We start from the raw sequence: 17,046 nt of genomic DNA on the forward strand, positions 1-17,046 counted from the left end.
TAACAAATCGATGCACCTGAAATGTCTTGAGGATAAGGATGACGATTGTCGTAGGTAGACTCTGGTAACCGAACAATAGCTATATCTGGCTCCGGTTCGGAATCTGCCAAAGTGATGGGAGCATTGAAGCGAACATCAGCCTTACCCTGGAGCAAAGTTTCTAGATAGCGAGAATCCCGTTTGGCAACATTGTAAGGTAGTGGGGTTTCCGGTGCCGTTTCGATGATGTCTCCCCCGCTAGCAGCTCCACCTGGCGATTATCTAAAATACCCGCTGCTACCATCTGGTGATAGTCGTTGATAGACCATTTTGCAAGGGTTCTCATTCTAGAACTGCTCCTGACTGGATAGGGTTCTCGATTATCTTGTTTTTAATATGGTTGGTGACAATTGCCCCATAGAAAATGTTCTCTAGAAAACGACTAATTCCTCCGTTGGTTCGGCATCTGCCTGAGCGCTTAGTTTATCTAGAACTGTGACTAATTCTCGCTCAAACACTACCTGAGCCCGGTTAGTCCGGCCTCCCACATAAAGCTGATTCCCTTCTTGTAATGCCCAAACTTGAGAGTGGGAGATATAGCTCATAACCACCCCCAACATCAGTAACGCAAAGCCTAAGTAAACAAAGGGTACACCTGGATCTGCTTTGATCTGGAGGCCAGTACTGCCAATAATCTCAGCCACTGATAGAGTCACCCCATTAACGTCCACCGACATGCCTTCTCGCACCGTGGAAATTAGCTCACCTTGCTCGTTGTAAACCAACAAAGTTCCCTGTAAATCTTGGGTAATCAGCGATACGCCAGCACTCATGTCGGGTTTGGTGGGTACCCAAGTTCCCCAAAGCTTGCCACCATCTTCCGTGGCTATGGGGGCCATGGGCAATTGCAAAATGGGACTATTATTGACTTTCACCCGCACTCCTGCAATGGACCAATCCGCTTGGTACATGGTGACATTGCGATAACGTAGGGGCTCATTCACCCATACGGTTTTACGTTTAACTTCGTCACCTTGGTCGTCCAGAACCGATAGGTCTGAGTAAAACTGATCCACACGTCCTTCAGGGCTGTAGTCAATCCAAAAGCGATTCACTTTTACCGACCAATCTTTGGGAATTTGAGGACCTGCCCAAGGTCCGGCATCAAAAATGTTTTGCACTGTAAATGTATTGCCGCTGGGTACCATCTCCTGGGCAAAGAACCCGGTCATGGCTCCATACATGGCTCCCAGCAAAATGATCAGCATGCTGGCATGGACCAAAATAGGACCTATGCGCCCTGCTAAACCCTTGTGGGCGTATAGCATCGTGCCATCTTTATGGAAGGTTTTGTAGCGTTTTTCTTCCAATAGCTCAGTTAGCTGGTCAAGAGAGCCTTGATTAAGCTCGGTGCTGAGGGCCATTTTTTCAAACTGGCGCGGCTTGCTGTAGAAGTTCCAGGTGCGTGAAAACCACCTTAGGGCCGTAATTTGCCGTGTGAAAGTGCAGGCGGTGAGACTGCCGCCAAAGAGAATTAGTAGGGAGAGGTACCACCAAGTGCGATATACGTGGTCCAAGCCTGCTATGAGTAGTACTTTCCAGCTAAGAAAACCGAATAGAGCTGGGTTTTCCGGGTAGTTCTGTTGATAAAAGGCTAGGCTTTGCCCTTGTTCGATGACGGTACCCAGGATGCTGAATACGGCAATCACCAGCAGCAAAACGATGGCAAGACGCAAATCTGCAAGTAGAGGAATCAGTTCTTTTTTGAAATAACGTTTGAGGGCAGCAGGCATAGGAAATTTCGATGGAGAGACGTTGCATGTAACGTCTGTATATTAGGCAACTGGCATAAACCGTGATACCAGTGAAAAGACGCCAAAGCCGATTAGCAGAATACCGCTAGTAGGAGTGATCCAACCAGACCATTGGCGAATGGTCAGAATTTTTTTGATCGAAGCTGTGAAAATACCGGCAATGACCAGCGGGGTAACATACCCGATCGTATAAGCCAGTAACAGAGAGCTACCCAGAATCGGATCGCCTTTTTGACCAACCCACGCCAATAATGTGGCAAGCACTGGGGTACTACAGGGTGAGGCCACTAAGCCGAAGGTGAGACCGAGCAAGTAGGACTTTAGCGATCGCGGAATATTGTTTTGCATAAAGTCCATGCCGCTGTAGGACGGCAAAGGCGGTAGCGGTAAAGCTTCGAGGAGATTGAGGCCCATGATGATTGCGATCGCACTCACCACAATGGGCAAGCCCACACCTACCTGACCATAGACCCAGCCCAGACTGCTGGCCACCACACCTAGCCCAGCCAGGGTAGTGGCTAAACCCAAAGCAAACCAGCTAGATTGGCCAACGGCCTGCCAGCGATTCTCAAGCTCATAACTGCCCATGTAGCCCACTGTGATCGGCAGCATGGACAACATGCATGGTGTCAGGCTGGTGAGTAAACCAGCCGCCATAATAATGGCAACACTGGCCAACGAAAGATGGTTTAGCTGAGCGCCTACCCACTGATTAGCCAGCTGACTAAGGTTATAAAGACTGAGCTGAAGCGTTTCCCACATACAAAATCGGGCTGCAAATCAACGTTACCTACGGACCCCTGTCCATAGCTTCTTAACTTTCCTAATTGTAGTTGTATCGAAACATTAAATGCTTCGTATTCGCTTACGTTTGCGGATGGGCTTGCTACTGAGCTTTGGTTTTGCATTCACTTCAGGGTGAATCCGTGTGGGAGGACGAGGGCGAAAAATTCGTTTGTCAGGTATCTGCTTAGCCTTAGTAGGCGCTGTTTGAGGCTGTTGCCCATGGCGACGACGACGACTGCCAGGTCGATAACGCCTGGGACGAATGGGTTGCTCAGTCATCGCCACAATATCTGCTTCATGTGCCTCACGGGCAACGCGAATCAAGAGCCCAGCAATCACTAAGCTAGACATCATCGAGCTACCGCCGTAACTCATCATGGGGAATGGTAGCCCAGTGGTGGGTAAAGAGCCCGTTGCTACTCCAATATTGATCAGAGACTGGCCCACTAGTAATACCATGCAACCAATGGCAATTAGGCGATTAACTGATGATTTTGCTTTCAGCGCTACTAGCAGGGCAACGGTGCTAAAAACCGCTAAAAACAGCAGCAGCATGACTGCCCCGATAAAGCCAAATTCCTCGGCGTAGACCGAAAAAATAAAATCAGTATATTGAATCGGTAGATACCCCAGCTTCTGCTGACCCATGCCAAAACCGGTACCCCATAGACCACCAGAACCAATGGCGTAAAGACTCTGCACCAGCTGATAGCCATTATCACTTGCCTGGGCCCAGGGATCTAAGAATGAGATAATCCGCTCCCGTTGGTAGGCCTTAATGCTAATACTCAGTAAAGCAGCGACTACCCCAGTGCCAGCTGTCATCATCAGTTGCCCATAGGGACGGCCCGACGCCCAAGCAATCAGCCACAGCGTAATGCCACAAACAGCAGTGGTGCTGAGATTAGGCTGCACCAAGATTGCTAACAAGCAAAGGGCAAATATTCCTAGCCATAGCCACCGCATCGTATTACGGAACCGGTGCCAGCGACCAAATAGTCTGGCACTCTGCAAAATCAAAAAGGGTTTTAGAAGTTCCGAAGGTTGAATCAGGAATGGTCCCAGTGGAAGCCAGCGGGTCGCCCCGTTAACAGTAACGCCCAAACCTGGAATATGTGTTGCCACGATTAATCCCAAACACACAAACAATCCCAGGCCAGAAAACTGCATGACTAGTCTGAGGGGATTGCGTGTAATCCACCGAGACATGAGGAGACCCACAAGAATCCATAAAATCTGGGCCTTGAAATAGCGGGCACCATCACCAACTTCTGCATCAGCCACTGGAAAGGATGCTGAAAATAGAACTACCAAGCCGATGAATAACCAAAGCATGGTCAACCATCGCAGTAGTCTTGCTTCCAGTGCCCAATCTCGCACCGAAAAGAAGTTAATGACACCTGCAAAGCGATTCAGATTCAATGTGATGATCTTGGTGTAGGAGTGCTTAAGAAATAAAGAAAACCATCGACCTTGTCAAGGGGTAACCTCGTAAAGATCGATAGTTTAGTAGAGGATAAGAATTTTTTCCATGTGTAGAGGCGTTCCATGGAACACCTCTACACACGGGACCTATTGGCCGATGGCTGGTGCCTTGGTGGTTGGGATATTGCCAATGGGTAGCGGCGGTTGCCGATCGGCAATGGCAAACAGCTCTGTACGCAAACTCTCGCTCACTTGCATCGTTTTAGCGTCATACACCTGAGTGAGTAGCTTTGGATAGAGGCCAAAGCCAACGATGGGAATCAGTAAACAAGCGATGATAAATACTTCGCGAGGTTCTGCATCAATCAGTGCCTGATGTTCGGTTAACTCCTTGTTCTCAGGACCAAAGAAGATTTCCCGTAACATGGACAGCAGATAGATCGGGGTCAAAATTACACCCACCGCCATCAGCAGAATCATCACCAGCTTGAAGTTAAAACTGTAAGCATCGCTGTTGGCAAAGCCTACAAAGACCATCAGCTCAGCTACAAAACCGCTCATGCCAGGTAAAGCCAGGGATGCCATGGAACAGGCTGTAAACATGGCAAAGATTTTCGGCATCTTGGTACCAACACCGCCCATTTCCGGCAGAATCAGTGTGTGGGTACGATCATAGGTCGCGCCCACTAAGAAGAACAGGCTCGCCCCAATCAATCCATGGGACACCATTTGCAGTACCGCACCGCTCATTCCAAGATTGGTAAAGGATGCAATACCAATGATCACAAAGCCCATATGGGAAATGGATGAGTAGGCGATCTTACGCTTGAGGTTACGCTGAGCAAAGGATGTCAGCGCCGCGTAAATAATATTGATGACGCCAAATAGGATCAGTCCGGGGGCCACGATGGCATGGGCATCGGGCAGCATTTCCACATTCATGCGAATTAGGGCATAGCCCCCCATCTTCAGTAGAATGCCTGCCAGTAGCATGTGCACTGGAGCTGTGGCTTCACCATGGGCGTCAGGCAGCCAGGTATGCAGTGGGAAGATGGGTAGCTTCACTGCATAGGCTACTAAGAATGCGGTATATAGCCAGAGCTGTAGGCGAATGGGAAATTCCTTAGCCATCAGTGCCTGCATGTCAAAGGTGACAGTGTCACCGTAGAAGGCCATGGCTAGGGCTGCTACCAAAATAAAGAGTGAACCGCCAGCGGTGTAGAGGATAAACTTTGTGGCTGCGTACAGACGTCGCTTACCTCCCCAAATTGACAGCAGCAAGTACACAGGAATCAGCTCCAGCTCCCATACCAGGAAGAAGAGCAGCATATCCTGCACTGCAAATACTGCAATCTGAGCGCCGTACATTGACAGCAGCAAGAAGTAGAAAAGCTTGGGTTTCAGGGTGACTGGCCATGATGCCAAGACAGCCAGGGTGGTAATAAAGCCGGTCAATAATACCAGCGGCATCGAGAGGCCATCTACGCCGACTGACCACTTGAGATCTAGGGCTGGCACCCAGCTGTAGCTTTCCACCAGTTGCATCCCGGAGCTAGTGGGATCATAAACAGTCACAAAGGCAGTGACAATTAGGGCAAAATCAATTAACCCAACAATGAGGGAATACCACCGTATTGTTTTGCCATCCGTATCTGGGATGAACGGCAAAATTAATGCTGCCACAATGGGCAGCAAGATGATGGTGGTTAACCAAGGAAATGTTACAAAGTCCATAGACGTTAGGGCCAGTTTCTAGAGCGTGGGCCAAATGATTTAGACCAAAGGTATTCAACATAGATTCTCAGCCAAGACAACGTGGCTGTAGGAATCAGGCTGTTTTATAGCTGCCAGGCGGCAACTGTCCAGCCTTGTTAACCACTGTAAGAATAAAAATATTGATTCCCAGCCATCTCCTGGATTTCTTAAAGGTGTGTAATCAGAACGTTACAAGTCATTAATAAAGTTGGTTGACTCTCAGCTTTGCCAGACAACTAGGCAGGCTTCTGGGCAATGACCACACGGTGCCGAGAGGTATTAATCGTCTGGCTCGGCTGAGCAAAACCTGCATCCATCAGCACCTGATGTAAATCCAGAGCAAAGTACTGATCGAGGTAGGGTTCTGTGCTCTTAAGTAGGGTGAGGACATAGCCAGGCATTTTCTTGTACACCTCCGACTGGGGATTCATGTCCATGATGGTGAAATGGCCACCGGCTCGTAGGATTCGATATCCTTCGTGGATGACATCCAGGGCTGCGGAAACAGGTAACTCATGGAATAGCAAAGACGCTGAGACTAAATCCACGGACTGATCAGCAAAGCCGGTCTTCTCGGCGGCGGCATGTATCCACTGGGGCGTTTTAAGGCCATCTGTAGCTGCATTTGCTTGGTACTGGGCTACGGTTAAAAAGTAGTCGGATAGATCTACACCGACGGTGGTTGCCTGGGGATAGGCCCGTTGCAATGCGCGGGTGCTGAGTCCGGTGCTACAGCCAATGTCCACGATGGTTTCGGGGGGTGTCGGTAATTTTTCAAGCAGGACATCAAGATGGCTTTGACGTAGACGCAAGTCGCCTTGGGCATCGCCTTCGGGCCACAGACGGGCATGGACGGCTTTGGCTGCCACCGATTCCTCTAGGGCAGGTTCCCAGCCAAGGTTGCCTTCTTCGTAGGCGTGAAAGCTGGTGAGGTAATAGTCGGGATAGGTGAGGTTGCGATCGCAAATTTCCTCTCTTTCCTTTTCCCAAACCGGGTTAAATGGCTGATCGCCACCTCGCGATCGCAGTTGGGCCACCTCATCTAGCCAATACACCCCAATAGATTCAGCCCGTTTGATCATCATGTTGCGGGCACGATCCTTAGCAAAATTGACCAGGGGCTTAATGGCCAAGGCTCCATTGATCAAGCGGTTAATAGAGCGAGTCGCAATGGCGTTCATTTAACGGCACATCTCAAACACGTTTGTCCTATTTAGCTTAGAGCCACGGTCAATCGCTGAACTTTAAGTTTCCTCTCCGAAAACTAAAGGTCTCGCTCCAGAGACACTTTAAATATCCCAAAGTGTAGCGGCGTAATCCTAGGGAAAACGTTAACCTAAATTGCTAATACGTTGCCCTTGATCCCTCGCCCTCAATCCTTTTCCCCAGGGAGCAGGGACTGGAGGATAGGGCCTTCACCCACCACAAATTCTCTATGTCCGTCGCTGCCTATTTCAATGCCGATGAAAACGGCCATAAACCCTTCGCGCTTCCCGGTGCATCGCCCCACTATAATCCTGACCGTCCTGGACAGGTTGAGCACATAGCCCTTGATCTAGACTTTGATATTCCTAAGAAAAGCTATAAAGGTACCTGTGCCATTCGCCTCAATCCGGTACGCAATGGGATTGAGAGTTTGACCCTTGATGCCGTTAGTTTGTCCGTCGATTCAATCACGATCGACGACGAGCAGCAGTCCTTTGACTATGACGGTGAACAGCTGCACATTCACCTCAATAAACCTACATTGGCGGGGCAGACGATTACCCTTGTCATTACCTATGGCGTGAAAGAGCCCCAGCGGGGTATTTACTTTATTGCACCCGACGAGCACTATCCTGAAAAGCCTTATCAGGTGTGGACCCAGGGGGAAGATGAAGACTCTCGTTTTTGGTTTCCCTGCTTTGATTACCCAGGTCAACTGGCGACATCTGAAGTGCGGGTACGGGTACCGAAAAAGTATTTTGCCCTGTCTAATGGAGAATTAATCTCTACCGAAGAGGATGGCAAAGCCAAAATTTATCACTGGAAGCTAGATCAGGTTCATCCTAGCTATCTGATGACGTTGGCCATTGGTGAATACGACAGCATTGAAGCCGAATGGCGCGGTCGTCCTGTGCGGTATTACGTGGCTAAAGGGCGCAAGGATCAAATTGAGCTGACCATGGGGAAAACGCCCCAGATGATGGAGAAATTTAGTCAGGTGTTTGGCTACGATTATCCCTTCTCCAACTATGATCAAGCCTGTCCAGCTGACTTCATCTTTGGTGGTATGGAGAACACGACCACCACGTTGCTGACCGATCGCTGTTTGTTAGATAAGCGGGCTGCTATCGACGACCTTCGGTCTGAAACGTTGGTGGCCCATGAGCTGGCCCACCAGTGGTTTGGTGATCTGATAGTTATTAACCATTGGTCCCATGCTTGGGTAAAAGAAGGCATGGCCACGTATTCAGAAGTGTTGTGGTTAGAAGAAGCCTATGGCCGTGATGAGGCCATGTATTATCATCTCAACCATGCCCGTGCGTATCTCGCTGAAGATGCTAGTCGCTACCGTCGTCCGCTAGTTACTCACATTTATCGAGAGCCCATTGAGCTATACGACCGACATATATACGAAAAAGGCTCCTGTGTTTATCACATGATTCGTGAAGCCTTGGGGGATCAGTTGTTTACTAAAACGTTGAAAACTCTTCTCACCGAGAATGCCCACACCACTGTGGAAACGGTAGATGTATTACGGGCCATTGACAAAGCAACTGGCAAGAATCTCCGCTATCTGTTTGATCAATATGTTTATCGTGGTGGACATCCTGATTATTCCATTAGCTACAGCTGGGATGGCGATAGTAATCTTGTGAAGCTGATGGTGACTCAGACCCAGGTGGCCGATGGCAAATCCCAGGTGCAAGAAGGACTCTTTGACCTGAAGATTCCCATGGGGTTTGGCTATATTGAGAATGACACTGTCAATGTACAAACCGTAACCGTGAGGATTCACGAACGGCAGCAGGCCTTCTACTTCCCACTTCAGAAAAAGCCTGACTTTATTAGTTTTGATGTGGGCAACCATACTCTCAAAACCGTTAAGTTGGAGTACCCATTAAAAGAGCTCCAATCCCAACTCAAGTATGATCCTGATCCTATCTCTCGCGTATACGCTGCGAAGGCCATTGCTAAAAAAGGCACGTTAGAAGCGGTAGAGACCCTGGGCGCAGCCCTACTGAAAGATTCTTTTTGGGCGGTTCGAGCCGAAGTGGCCGAAGCCCTGGCTACGATTCAGCTGGATCAGGCCGTTGAGGGGCTGTTGAAAGGGTTAGATGATCAGCATCCCAAAGTGCGTCGGGCAGTGGTAGATGCCTTGTCTAGGGTAAAAACAGCAGCGAGCTATAAGGCTCTGAAATCTGTTGTTGAAAATGGTGATGAGAGCTACTACGTTGAAGGTGCAGCGGCCACAGCCCTGGGTAAAGTGGGCTCTAGCACTTTAGACAATGGTAAAAATAAAGAGAAAAAGACGCTTAAGCTACTGGAAAGGGTGCTAGAAGAGCGTGCAGGTTGGAATGAAGTGGTGCGTTCAGGTGCTATGGGCGGTTTGAGTGTGTTCAAATCTTCAGAAGCGGCTCTAGATTTGTTACTGCCCTACACCGAGATTGGTACTCCTCAAGCATTGCGGCTTAATGCAATTCGATCGTTGGGTAAGATTGCAGCGGGGCAGAGTAAGGTGAATTGCGATCGCATCCTAGATCGCCTCGAAGCCATTGCCCGCGAAGAGTTCTTCTTAACCCAGGTTGCTGTTGTCATGGCCTTAGGCCAAATGGAGGTCTCTGGCGCAGTGCGAGTATTACAAGGGCTAGCTGAACAAAGCCCTGATGGTCGCGTAAAACGCCGTGCTGAAGAAGCCATGGGTAAAGTGCGTAGGGCCATCGGTGCTGATCAGGCAGTCGATGAATTGCGCAAAGATCTTGATGAGTTGAAGCAGTTAAATCGAGATCTAAAGAGCCGGTTGGAAACCTTGGAAGCCAAGGCGAAGGCCGAGAAGAAAACCAAGGAGAAATAAACATTTGTAGGGGCTGCCCTTGTGGCTGCCCCATCCATAACCATCGCCAAACGCCAGCTTATATTGAGATTACAAACCCAAAAATAATGGGGCTTCCCACAAAAGGATGCCCCTACGAAATTTTAGATACCCATAGCATAAGGGCATCCACAAGGGAGTGCCCCTACCAACCCATTGCTGCCAATTGTGATGTTTGGTCAAATGCCTCAACCGCTGCAGTATCTGCCAAAGGCGTTCCCTCAATTGCTTTGCCATCTACCACACGGGTTTCTGCGCAGAAGGATGCCGTATTAAACCCACCAAACCGTTTGACGATACTGCTACGCATCCGCAGATCAGGGGTGACAAACCAAAAGCGCTCGACAGAGCTCATGGTGTCATACTCGGTCTCTAGTATTAACCCGTCTTCATCATCCATTTCGTAGCGACCGACTACGGGTACGATTTCGGCATAACCGCGTTCACGCAGCAGACGACCCTTGCGAGAATTGTCCTGATCAGGAACCAAGGCAAAAACTGTAGTCCCTTCATGGTTTCCTTCACCATCGCGATCCCAGGCCATTTCACCATTCCAGGCAACATAGGCACCACCCACAGCTAATGCTGGATCGATTTCGTGGAGTTCGCAAATGGCAATGATTTTTTCGTTCGCTTTGTCGAGGGCTTCGACGGTAATGTTAGAGCCACCCAACTCAGCCCGTCGGAAGGGCAGGTGGTGGGTGGTTCGTTGGGATTGCCATTGCCCAGCGCTATGCTGGAAAAATTCCATTACATCCATAGGTGCATTGAGGATTTGATGCTTTTCCCTATGATAAACCGCTACGGAGAGGGTTTTCCATGGGTTGGGCAGTGAGGTCAGCTAAGATTGGGCTGGACCAAGTTTCAGGCTCGAACACTAATGGCTAAAACTGCGTTAGAGCTGACACCAGAAGAATGGAAGCAGTACACGGTACCCAAAAGGCCAGTGTCTGCTGAAGTGATAGCGCGTTGGGAAAAGGCTTGGGAACTCATCCCTGAACTGACGGCACTGCTGAGAAATAGATTTGGTGCAACGCAAGTGAAGGTGTTCGGTTCTGCAATTAAGGCAGACTATTTTTCGCTGGATTCGGATATTGATCTGGTAGCTTGGGGTATTCCAAGTGAGCAGTATTATGATGCCTTTTTGGCTGTGATGGACTATAGCGAGGAGTTTAAGGTGGATTTGGTGAACCCTGGCACCTGTCGGCCATGGATTATGGAATCGATTGAAGAAGAGGGCATTGAAGTTTGAGTAGACTTGCCCAGCGAATTATTAAAGAATTTCAGTCGATTAATGTTGCTCTTGAACGTGCTGTGTTGAGTTGGCAAAAATTTGAGCGAACTGACGATGAACTATACGTTGACAGTGCTGCCTTGAATTTACAAGGTGCTTACAACGCTGTAGAGCGTTTATTCGAAATAATTGCCCGTGATATCGATGGTGAGCGACCAGCTGGCAATAATTGGCATCAACAGTTACTCCATCAGATGGCAATGGAAATGGGTACGATACGCCCTGCTGTGATCTCTGGGGAAAGTTTGCAAGGTTTGGATAACTACAGAGCTTTTCGGCATATTGTCCGTCATGTTTACTCTGAAGAATTTGAGGCTAAAAGGATTGGCGAGTTGGTCGGTGAGTCTCGACAAGTTTTTACGCAGGTTGCTATGGAACTAAAAGCTTTTGCAAGTTTTTTAGAACAGCGTTCAGAGCTTTGAAGTAAATTGACTGTAGCTGATTAGTACTAAGGCTCACGACGCATTTGATCGCCGTTTAGGTTAGTGCGATATATATAGGTCTCGTTTGTTTCTGTATCGATGGCTTCAACTTGCCAGCCTTCGGTGAGAGCGGCGAGGCAGAGTTCAGCAGGTCCGCCGAGGCCAAGACAGCCGTCGGACCAGGTTTGGCGGCTGTGGTGTTGAATGCTGATTTGGTTGCTGGGGATGCTGAGATGGTTGGCGAGGTCAGTGCGAATTTGGGTTTGGATATCCGCCGATAGGGTGTCTGAGGGGGTATCGGCTATGGGCGTGCTGGGAATAGGATCGGGCTGGGCTGTCTCGGGTTGGAGCGTGCAGCCGAAGAGGAGTGGGACACTGAGCAGTAGTAGAGGTACGGAGCGCATGGTTAGACCTAGTGAGATAGATGAGTCTACTCTAGCTTCGGTATTTCTCCATCAGATTTTGGTTACAGATTTGGAGACGAGGGCTTTTAGCAGCCTACTCAGCTTTCTTCTCATCTTCTGCTGAAGGATGCCAACCACCCTGAATCCAATACTTTCTGGCATTAATAATTGCCCCTGCATCATGGTGATTATCATTCATGTCCCAACGATTACAGGTTGCTCGACCTTTTGAGTTGAGGCCTTCGATGCGCAATCCTTTATCTATCCATGCAAAATGGGCTGTCCATTTATCAATTCGTGGATTGAAAAGTGCATAGCTTTTTTGAGTCGTTGGGTCTATGCCATCGATAAAGTTGTATCGCCTTAAGTTGCATCGACGGCATGCTAACGCAAAATTTTCTAGCTGATCGGAACCACCTAATGATCTTGGCTGAATATGATCTATTTCAAAGCGATCTGGACTCAGGTATTCGGGGGAGTGGCAATATTCACAGAGGTATTTGGCTCGTTGTTGTACCAGTCGTCTAGTTTGCTCGGAGACCATGTTGCACTGGCACTGAGTTGGGCGTTAATGAAGGTAAAAATTCGGGAGAGTTCTGAAATGCCTGCCATTTCGGCTTCTTCGTCAGGAGTTAGTTGGCTTTCTTTGGCTCGTTGAATAAGTTCGTCTGACCGCTGCTGCAGTTCGGGAGTAAAGCGAAACACCATAAAATCACCGACTGGTACAACTTCCATACCAGATTGGATGAGCACTGATGGTTGGATCATCAATTGCGGTGTCATGGGTCTGCAAGGTTACTTCTATCCTGATTTTACTAAGCCCGTCAATATTCAACACGAGGCCTATGCTGATCTGTATCCTTACTCTCGAAGCACTATCCCAGGCTTGAGTAGATAGTGTGCCACTTGAATCAATGACTAAGCGAGTAGAACCAGAACCCCAAACGTAGGTTGGGTTGAGCTAGCGGAACCCAACATTGCGATCGCTCCAATTTTTCATATACGAAACCCACCAGGGCACCTCTATTTATTGATTTTTTGAGGAATCGAGTCTCAAATAAGACTGTTATCCAGCCTTGTTTCTGGAAATCAGAATATGAAATAAACACCCCCCATGCATTGTGTCCGTTTTAGAGCTGAATATCCCATCCTTTAGGCAAATACTTCAGCCATGTCTTGTTTTTGCCAGAAGACATACCGCTTGAGATTGTAGGTCAAGTTTTTGAGGCCGAGCATGGTTTTGGCCCTGGCTAACCCAATGGTGCGAACAACTTTGCCCCCCATCTCATTGACCATCGACCCAAATACATGTTCAACCTTGGCCCGGGTTTTTGAACGCTCACGATTGTCCGCTATCTGCACCTCTGTTAGGGGGCGATTGCGATAGGCTCGTTCGTTAATATGGCTCTCAAAACCCATCATCTCTAACACGGTGACAATCGCTATCGAGAGATAGGCGCTATCGGCCCAAATCTCATCATCAGAATGGCTTTGGTGCGTGAATAAAGAAGTTGCGGAGCCGTAGGTGCCGGTAAAGTGTAGTTACCACACAAACACGGTACCGATGAAACGCACCTACAAACTCCGCAACTGGTCTGAGTATAACGCTGCTCTGGTAAAGCGAGGAAGTCTGACGTTATGGCTCAGTGATGAGGTGATTGCCGAGTGGAAAAACACTCAAAAGACTGGTAAACCAGGGGCATCGAAAGACTATAGCGATTTAGCCATCCAAACACTCTTGACCTTCAAAGTGCTCTATGGACTGGCCTTACGTCAAACCATTGGCTTTGCAGGGTCTATCTTTGAACTGATGGATGTATCGGTAGACTTACCGGTGCATACAACATTGTCACGTCGTCAACAGACATTACCGATTGATTTACCGATTCAGCCGACCTCTGGCAGTCGTCATGTGGTGGTTGATAGTACGGGCATTAAAGTGTACGGAGACGGGGAATGGAAAACCCGGCAGCATGGGGTGAGCAAACGTCGCACTTGGCTCAAACTCCATTTGGGTGTCGATGAGCAAACCGGAGAGATTCTGGCTGCCGTAGTGACTTCGAACGCCATCACTGATGGCGAGATACTCCCGGACATCCTCGACCAAATTCCCGATGAGATTGACCAAGTGAGTGCCGATGGGGCGTATGACCGCACCTACTGCTATGACGCCATTGATGAGCGTGATGCAACGGCAGCGATTCCCCCTCGCAAAGATGCCAAAATTTGGTTTCATGGCAATCGCAAACAGGCCCCGCATCCACGAGATGAAAACTTACGAGCGATTCGCAAACAGGGACGGTCTACCTGGAAAGAAGAGATAAACTATCATCGACGGTCTTTGAGTGAAACCATGATGTATCGACTCAAAACTATGTTCACAGGTGAGGTGTCTGCACGAGGGATTGAAAATCAAACGACAGAATTACTGTTGGAATGTTCTATTCTCAATCAGTTCACCCACTTAGGAATGCCCGATAGCTATCCTATTGAAGCCTAAGATCGATATCCTAGAGGACCGATCTGTCTACCAAAATATTCACGCACCAAAGCCCATCAGAATTGTCCGCATCTAGCAGTTGACCCAATACCTGAGAATCATGAACCGAGGCATCGGTGACCGTATACCGACGAATAAACCCATGCCCCGCATCCCGATTGATATGGTTTTTATACCCGTAATGAGACGTGCCATTCTTTTTGGTCCAACGAGCCTCCACATCCTTTTGGGATAGCTTATGAGGCTTGTCCTGCCAATCCTCAGGCACCTTGCCTGCTTTGACCTCGGCATTATCGTCTCGACTATTCCGTTGTTTAGGCACTGGCACTAAGGTGGCATCGACGATTTGACCACATTGGGCTTGGTAGCCCGTTGCCTTCAGATAGGCCCCAAACTGCTCAAATAGTCCTTCCACTAACTCGGCCTGGCGTAAGCGCTCCCGAAATGACCACACCGTTTTCGCGTCTGGCACCGCATCTTCCAGGCCCAGATGTAGAAATCGCATAAATGACAACCGGTCATTCACTTGGTATTCCAGCTCATCGTCACCAATGTTGTAGAGCTGTTGCAGGCTTAACAACTTAAACATGAGGATGACATCTATCGGGCGACGACCTGCTTTACGCTTACGGGATTTGACATACACGCTTTCTAACAGCGGTCGAAACTCATCCCACGGAATCAGCTCGTCCAGGCAGGTCAACAGGTCTTTTTTTGATTCCAGCTTTTGATGACGGATCTCAAAATCCCAAAATCCTTGTTGTCCCATCAGAAGTCTCCCTGTCAACCCTAATCCGTAACCATGATCTCATATTGAGACTCTATTTTTGAATTAATCGAGGTGCCCACCAATTGCAATCGCAAATGATTACAGCTCTTACCGCATCTCTTCCCAGCTGCGAATAATCGTCTGAAGCTGGCCTGGCAAATCATCCAGGCTAGCTTCAGCATAAAGCACCATACCCGTCGGAGCCATCAAAGCCACCGAGTCAAATTCAATCCTGTCAGCCGTAGGAGAATAATACAGCCCCATAAAACTCTGAAAATTGTTCTCTTCTAAAAGGCTAAAGAAACTGTCAATCTGTTGTTGGCTGAGGCTAATAATCTCGTTTTCCTCAGGTTGATCAAGCCGATACTGAGAATATGAAAGCTTCCCATCAGCGTCTAATACGACAACTTCACGGGCCTTATCTGCCCCTCCCCCAGTACTCACACTTTGAAAAGTAGTATCAGCCTCTGAGAGCCCAGACATAGGGCCGGTAATCAGGTTTGGAATAACAGTATTCGTACTAGCTGCTTCATTTAAGAGAATCGTATTGCCAAGATTGTCGGTGTGATAAATCCAGTGGTAATCACCATCGGTAACAATGGCCCGCCAGCCCATAATCGCAATTTCAGGGCAATTACCTGTTTCGCTGGGCAAACCGTAGCAACCATCCCAGACCTCCGGTTGAGCTTGGGTAATAGACAATGCCGGTTCACGTCCCTCAGCTTCCGTTACATCGGTGTGTACCGTTTGCAAAATCCGAGCTTCGAGGGAAGGCGGCAAATTATTGTCCAACGTAGAACGACGTACCTGGTTGCCAGTCAGGTCAGTGCGATAAAAATAACTTTCGCCCGTTGGTGCAATCGCTTCCACTTGCCACCCCTCCGTCAGGGCCGCTAAGCATAACTCGGCTGGGCCACCCAACCCCAGACAGCCATCAAACCAGGTTTCATGACTATAACGGGCAATGTTGATTTGGTCAGTCGGGATGCCGAGATAGTTGGAAAGCTCCGTTTGAACACGGTTACGAACAGAGTCGGGTAGAGGTTGGACTTCAACTGTTTGCTCAATTTCTGGGGCAGTCATGATGTCTGGCCCAGGTGAGCTTTCTGGCATGGGAGCCTCAGCTAAGAGACACCCCATAAGGAATGAGGTTGTTAAACGCATGGGGCAAAGCATAGAGAAACCTCCTTAAGGATGAGTTCACTCTAGACCTGACTGTAAAGAAACAACCCTGCGTTACAGATTTTGAGACAGGGGGTTTGATACCACAACACTGATTTATGGGAAGGCTATTTGAAAGATGAGTTCATCCTAGACCTGATTGTAAAGAAACAACCCTGCGCTGCAGATTTTGAGACAGGGGGTTTGATACCACAACACTGATTTATGGGAAGGCTATGTGTTGTAAGGGATTGCCGCCCTCCTAAATTCTCTCTGTAGAGTCTAAAAGGATGATGCAGATCACAGAAAACTGTAAGATAGATCTCCTCTTTTGTTGATATCTCCCCAGAGTAAAGTGCCTTGATCTAAATCAGATTGTTCCCGGCAAGAGAACAGTTTTCAAACTGTCCTGTGTGAATAGGGCAACACTATCGTCTCAGAACGAAATTGCAGCATTTCAACCTGTGCCGCTTAGAAGAATGGTCCCTTCTCATCATGTCTTCAACAACGGATGGCTAGGGTCTAGGTGTTGCCGCTGGGTGCTATCTATTGCTCTCTTCGGAGAGTTCCATACTATTTCTCACTTTTTTCAAGATAATTTCTATCCTTAAAAGCATTGAGTTCTCATGCCAATGTGACGTGCAAACGTCTTCATGCATCAG

General features: G+C 48.5%; 15 protein-coding genes and 2 pseudogenes. 4 read left to right on the plus strand and 13 right to left on the minus strand.

The genetic code is table 11. The annotated features are described in order from the left end of the window. Positions 1-20 precede the first annotated feature (20 nt). The 6 genes and pseudogenes from U2F10_RS13630 to U2F10_RS13655 all read right to left on the minus strand — a co-directional run. Positions 21-325, minus strand: a pseudogene (locus U2F10_RS13630) (Uma2 family endonuclease); the annotation flags it as partial. 85 nt (positions 326-410) lie between these two features. After that, on the minus strand, positions 411-1,772 hold the full coding sequence (locus U2F10_RS13635; RefSeq protein ID WP_499872433.1) for a cytochrome c biogenesis protein: 1,362 nt from the start codon (positions 1,770-1,772) through the stop codon (positions 411-413). A 42-nt stretch (positions 1,773-1,814) separates the two neighbouring features. Continuing rightward, a complete protein-coding gene (locus tag U2F10_RS13640; protein WP_163661920.1) occupies positions 1,815-2,555 on the minus strand; it encodes a cytochrome c biogenesis protein CcdA in 741 nt (246 codons plus the stop codon). Positions 2,556-2,639: 84 nt separating this feature from the next. Then, positions 2,640-4,001, minus strand: a complete 1,362-nt coding sequence (locus U2F10_RS13645) for an FtsW/RodA/SpoVE family cell cycle protein (protein ID WP_499061297.1) — start codon at positions 3,999-4,001, stop codon at positions 2,640-2,642. Between the two features lie 150 nt (positions 4,002-4,151). After that, complete coding sequence (locus tag U2F10_RS13650) at positions 4,152-5,738, minus strand: NAD(P)H-quinone oxidoreductase subunit 4 (RefSeq protein WP_163661917.1); 1,587 nt, start codon at positions 5,736-5,738, stop codon at positions 4,152-4,154. Between the two features lie 257 nt (positions 5,739-5,995). Further along, positions 5,996-6,940, minus strand: coding sequence for a class I SAM-dependent methyltransferase (locus U2F10_RS13655; protein ID WP_499872435.1), 945 nt, complete (start codon positions 6,938-6,940; stop codon positions 5,996-5,998). 254 nt (positions 6,941-7,194) lie between these two features. On the opposite strand from U2F10_RS13655, the gene U2F10_RS13660 reads away from it, so the two are divergent. Beyond that, entirely contained in the window at positions 7,195-9,816 is a 2,622-nt protein-coding gene (locus U2F10_RS13660; RefSeq protein WP_499872436.1) for a M1 family aminopeptidase, read from the plus strand. A 163-nt stretch (positions 9,817-9,979) separates the two neighbouring features. On the opposite strand, the gene U2F10_RS13665 is transcribed toward U2F10_RS13660, so the two are convergent. Further along, complete coding sequence (locus tag U2F10_RS13665; protein WP_163661911.1) at positions 9,980-10,594, minus strand: phycobiliprotein lyase; 615 nt, start codon at positions 10,592-10,594, stop codon at positions 9,980-9,982. 120 nt (positions 10,595-10,714) lie between these two features. Between U2F10_RS13665 and U2F10_RS13670 the strand changes: the two genes are divergently transcribed. Together U2F10_RS13670 and U2F10_RS13675 are read left to right on the plus strand one after the other, a co-directional pair. Next, a complete protein-coding gene (locus U2F10_RS13670; protein WP_499872438.1) occupies positions 10,715-11,086 on the plus strand; it encodes a nucleotidyltransferase family protein in 372 nt (123 codons plus the stop codon). Continuing rightward, positions 11,083-11,550 carry a ribonuclease toxin HepT-like protein gene (locus U2F10_RS13675; RefSeq protein ID WP_499872439.1) on the plus strand — a complete coding sequence of 156 codons (468 nt, stop codon included), beginning with the start codon at positions 11,083-11,085 and terminating at the stop codon, positions 11,548-11,550. Before U2F10_RS13670 ends, U2F10_RS13675 begins: the two co-directional genes overlap by 4 nt. Positions 11,551-11,576: 26 nt before the next feature. On the opposite strand, the gene U2F10_RS13680 is transcribed toward U2F10_RS13675, so the two are convergent. The 4 genes from U2F10_RS13680 to U2F10_RS13695 form a co-directional block, all read right to left on the minus strand. Further along, a complete protein-coding gene (locus tag U2F10_RS13680) occupies positions 11,577-11,954 on the minus strand; it encodes a DUF8738 domain-containing protein (protein WP_499872440.1) in 378 nt (125 codons plus the stop codon). Between the two features lie 94 nt (positions 11,955-12,048). Then, a complete protein-coding gene (locus U2F10_RS13685; protein WP_499872442.1) occupies positions 12,049-12,498 on the minus strand; it encodes an HNH endonuclease in 450 nt (149 codons plus the stop codon). Beyond that, positions 12,417-12,737: a hypothetical protein gene (locus tag U2F10_RS13690; RefSeq protein ID WP_499061304.1), complete on the minus strand. Its 321-nt coding sequence runs from the start codon at positions 12,735-12,737 to the stop codon at positions 12,417-12,419. The genes U2F10_RS13685 and U2F10_RS13690 overlap by 82 nt, the downstream gene beginning before the upstream one ends. Positions 12,738-13,106: 369 nt before the next feature. Next, positions 13,107-13,427 carry a transposase gene (locus U2F10_RS13695; RefSeq protein ID WP_499872991.1) on the minus strand — a complete coding sequence of 107 codons (321 nt, stop codon included), beginning with the start codon at positions 13,425-13,427 and terminating at the stop codon, positions 13,107-13,109. A gap of 91 nt (positions 13,428-13,518) precedes the next feature. Between U2F10_RS13695 and U2F10_RS13700 the strand changes: the two genes are divergently transcribed. Next, positions 13,519-14,454, plus strand: coding sequence for an IS5 family transposase (locus U2F10_RS13700; RefSeq protein WP_499870216.1), 936 nt, complete (start codon positions 13,519-13,521; stop codon positions 14,452-14,454). A 46-nt stretch (positions 14,455-14,500) separates the two neighbouring features. Here U2F10_RS13700 and U2F10_RS13705 read toward each other — a convergent pair. Next, positions 14,501-15,223: pseudogene (locus U2F10_RS13705) on the minus strand (IS5 family transposase); the annotation flags it as partial. Positions 15,224-15,331: 108 nt separating this feature from the next. Beyond that, positions 15,332-16,387, minus strand: a complete 1,056-nt coding sequence (locus U2F10_RS13710) for a DUF8738 domain-containing protein (RefSeq protein WP_499872444.1) — start codon at positions 16,385-16,387, stop codon at positions 15,332-15,334. Positions 16,388-17,046: the final 659 nt, after the last annotated feature.

Origin of the sequence: Leptothoe sp. EHU-05/26/07-4 (assembly GCF_043421015.1) — a bacterium.
In the GTDB taxonomy this organism is placed as follows: Bacteria; Cyanobacteriota; Cyanobacteriia; order Phormidesmidales; family Phormidesmidaceae; genus Leptothoe; species Leptothoe turfae.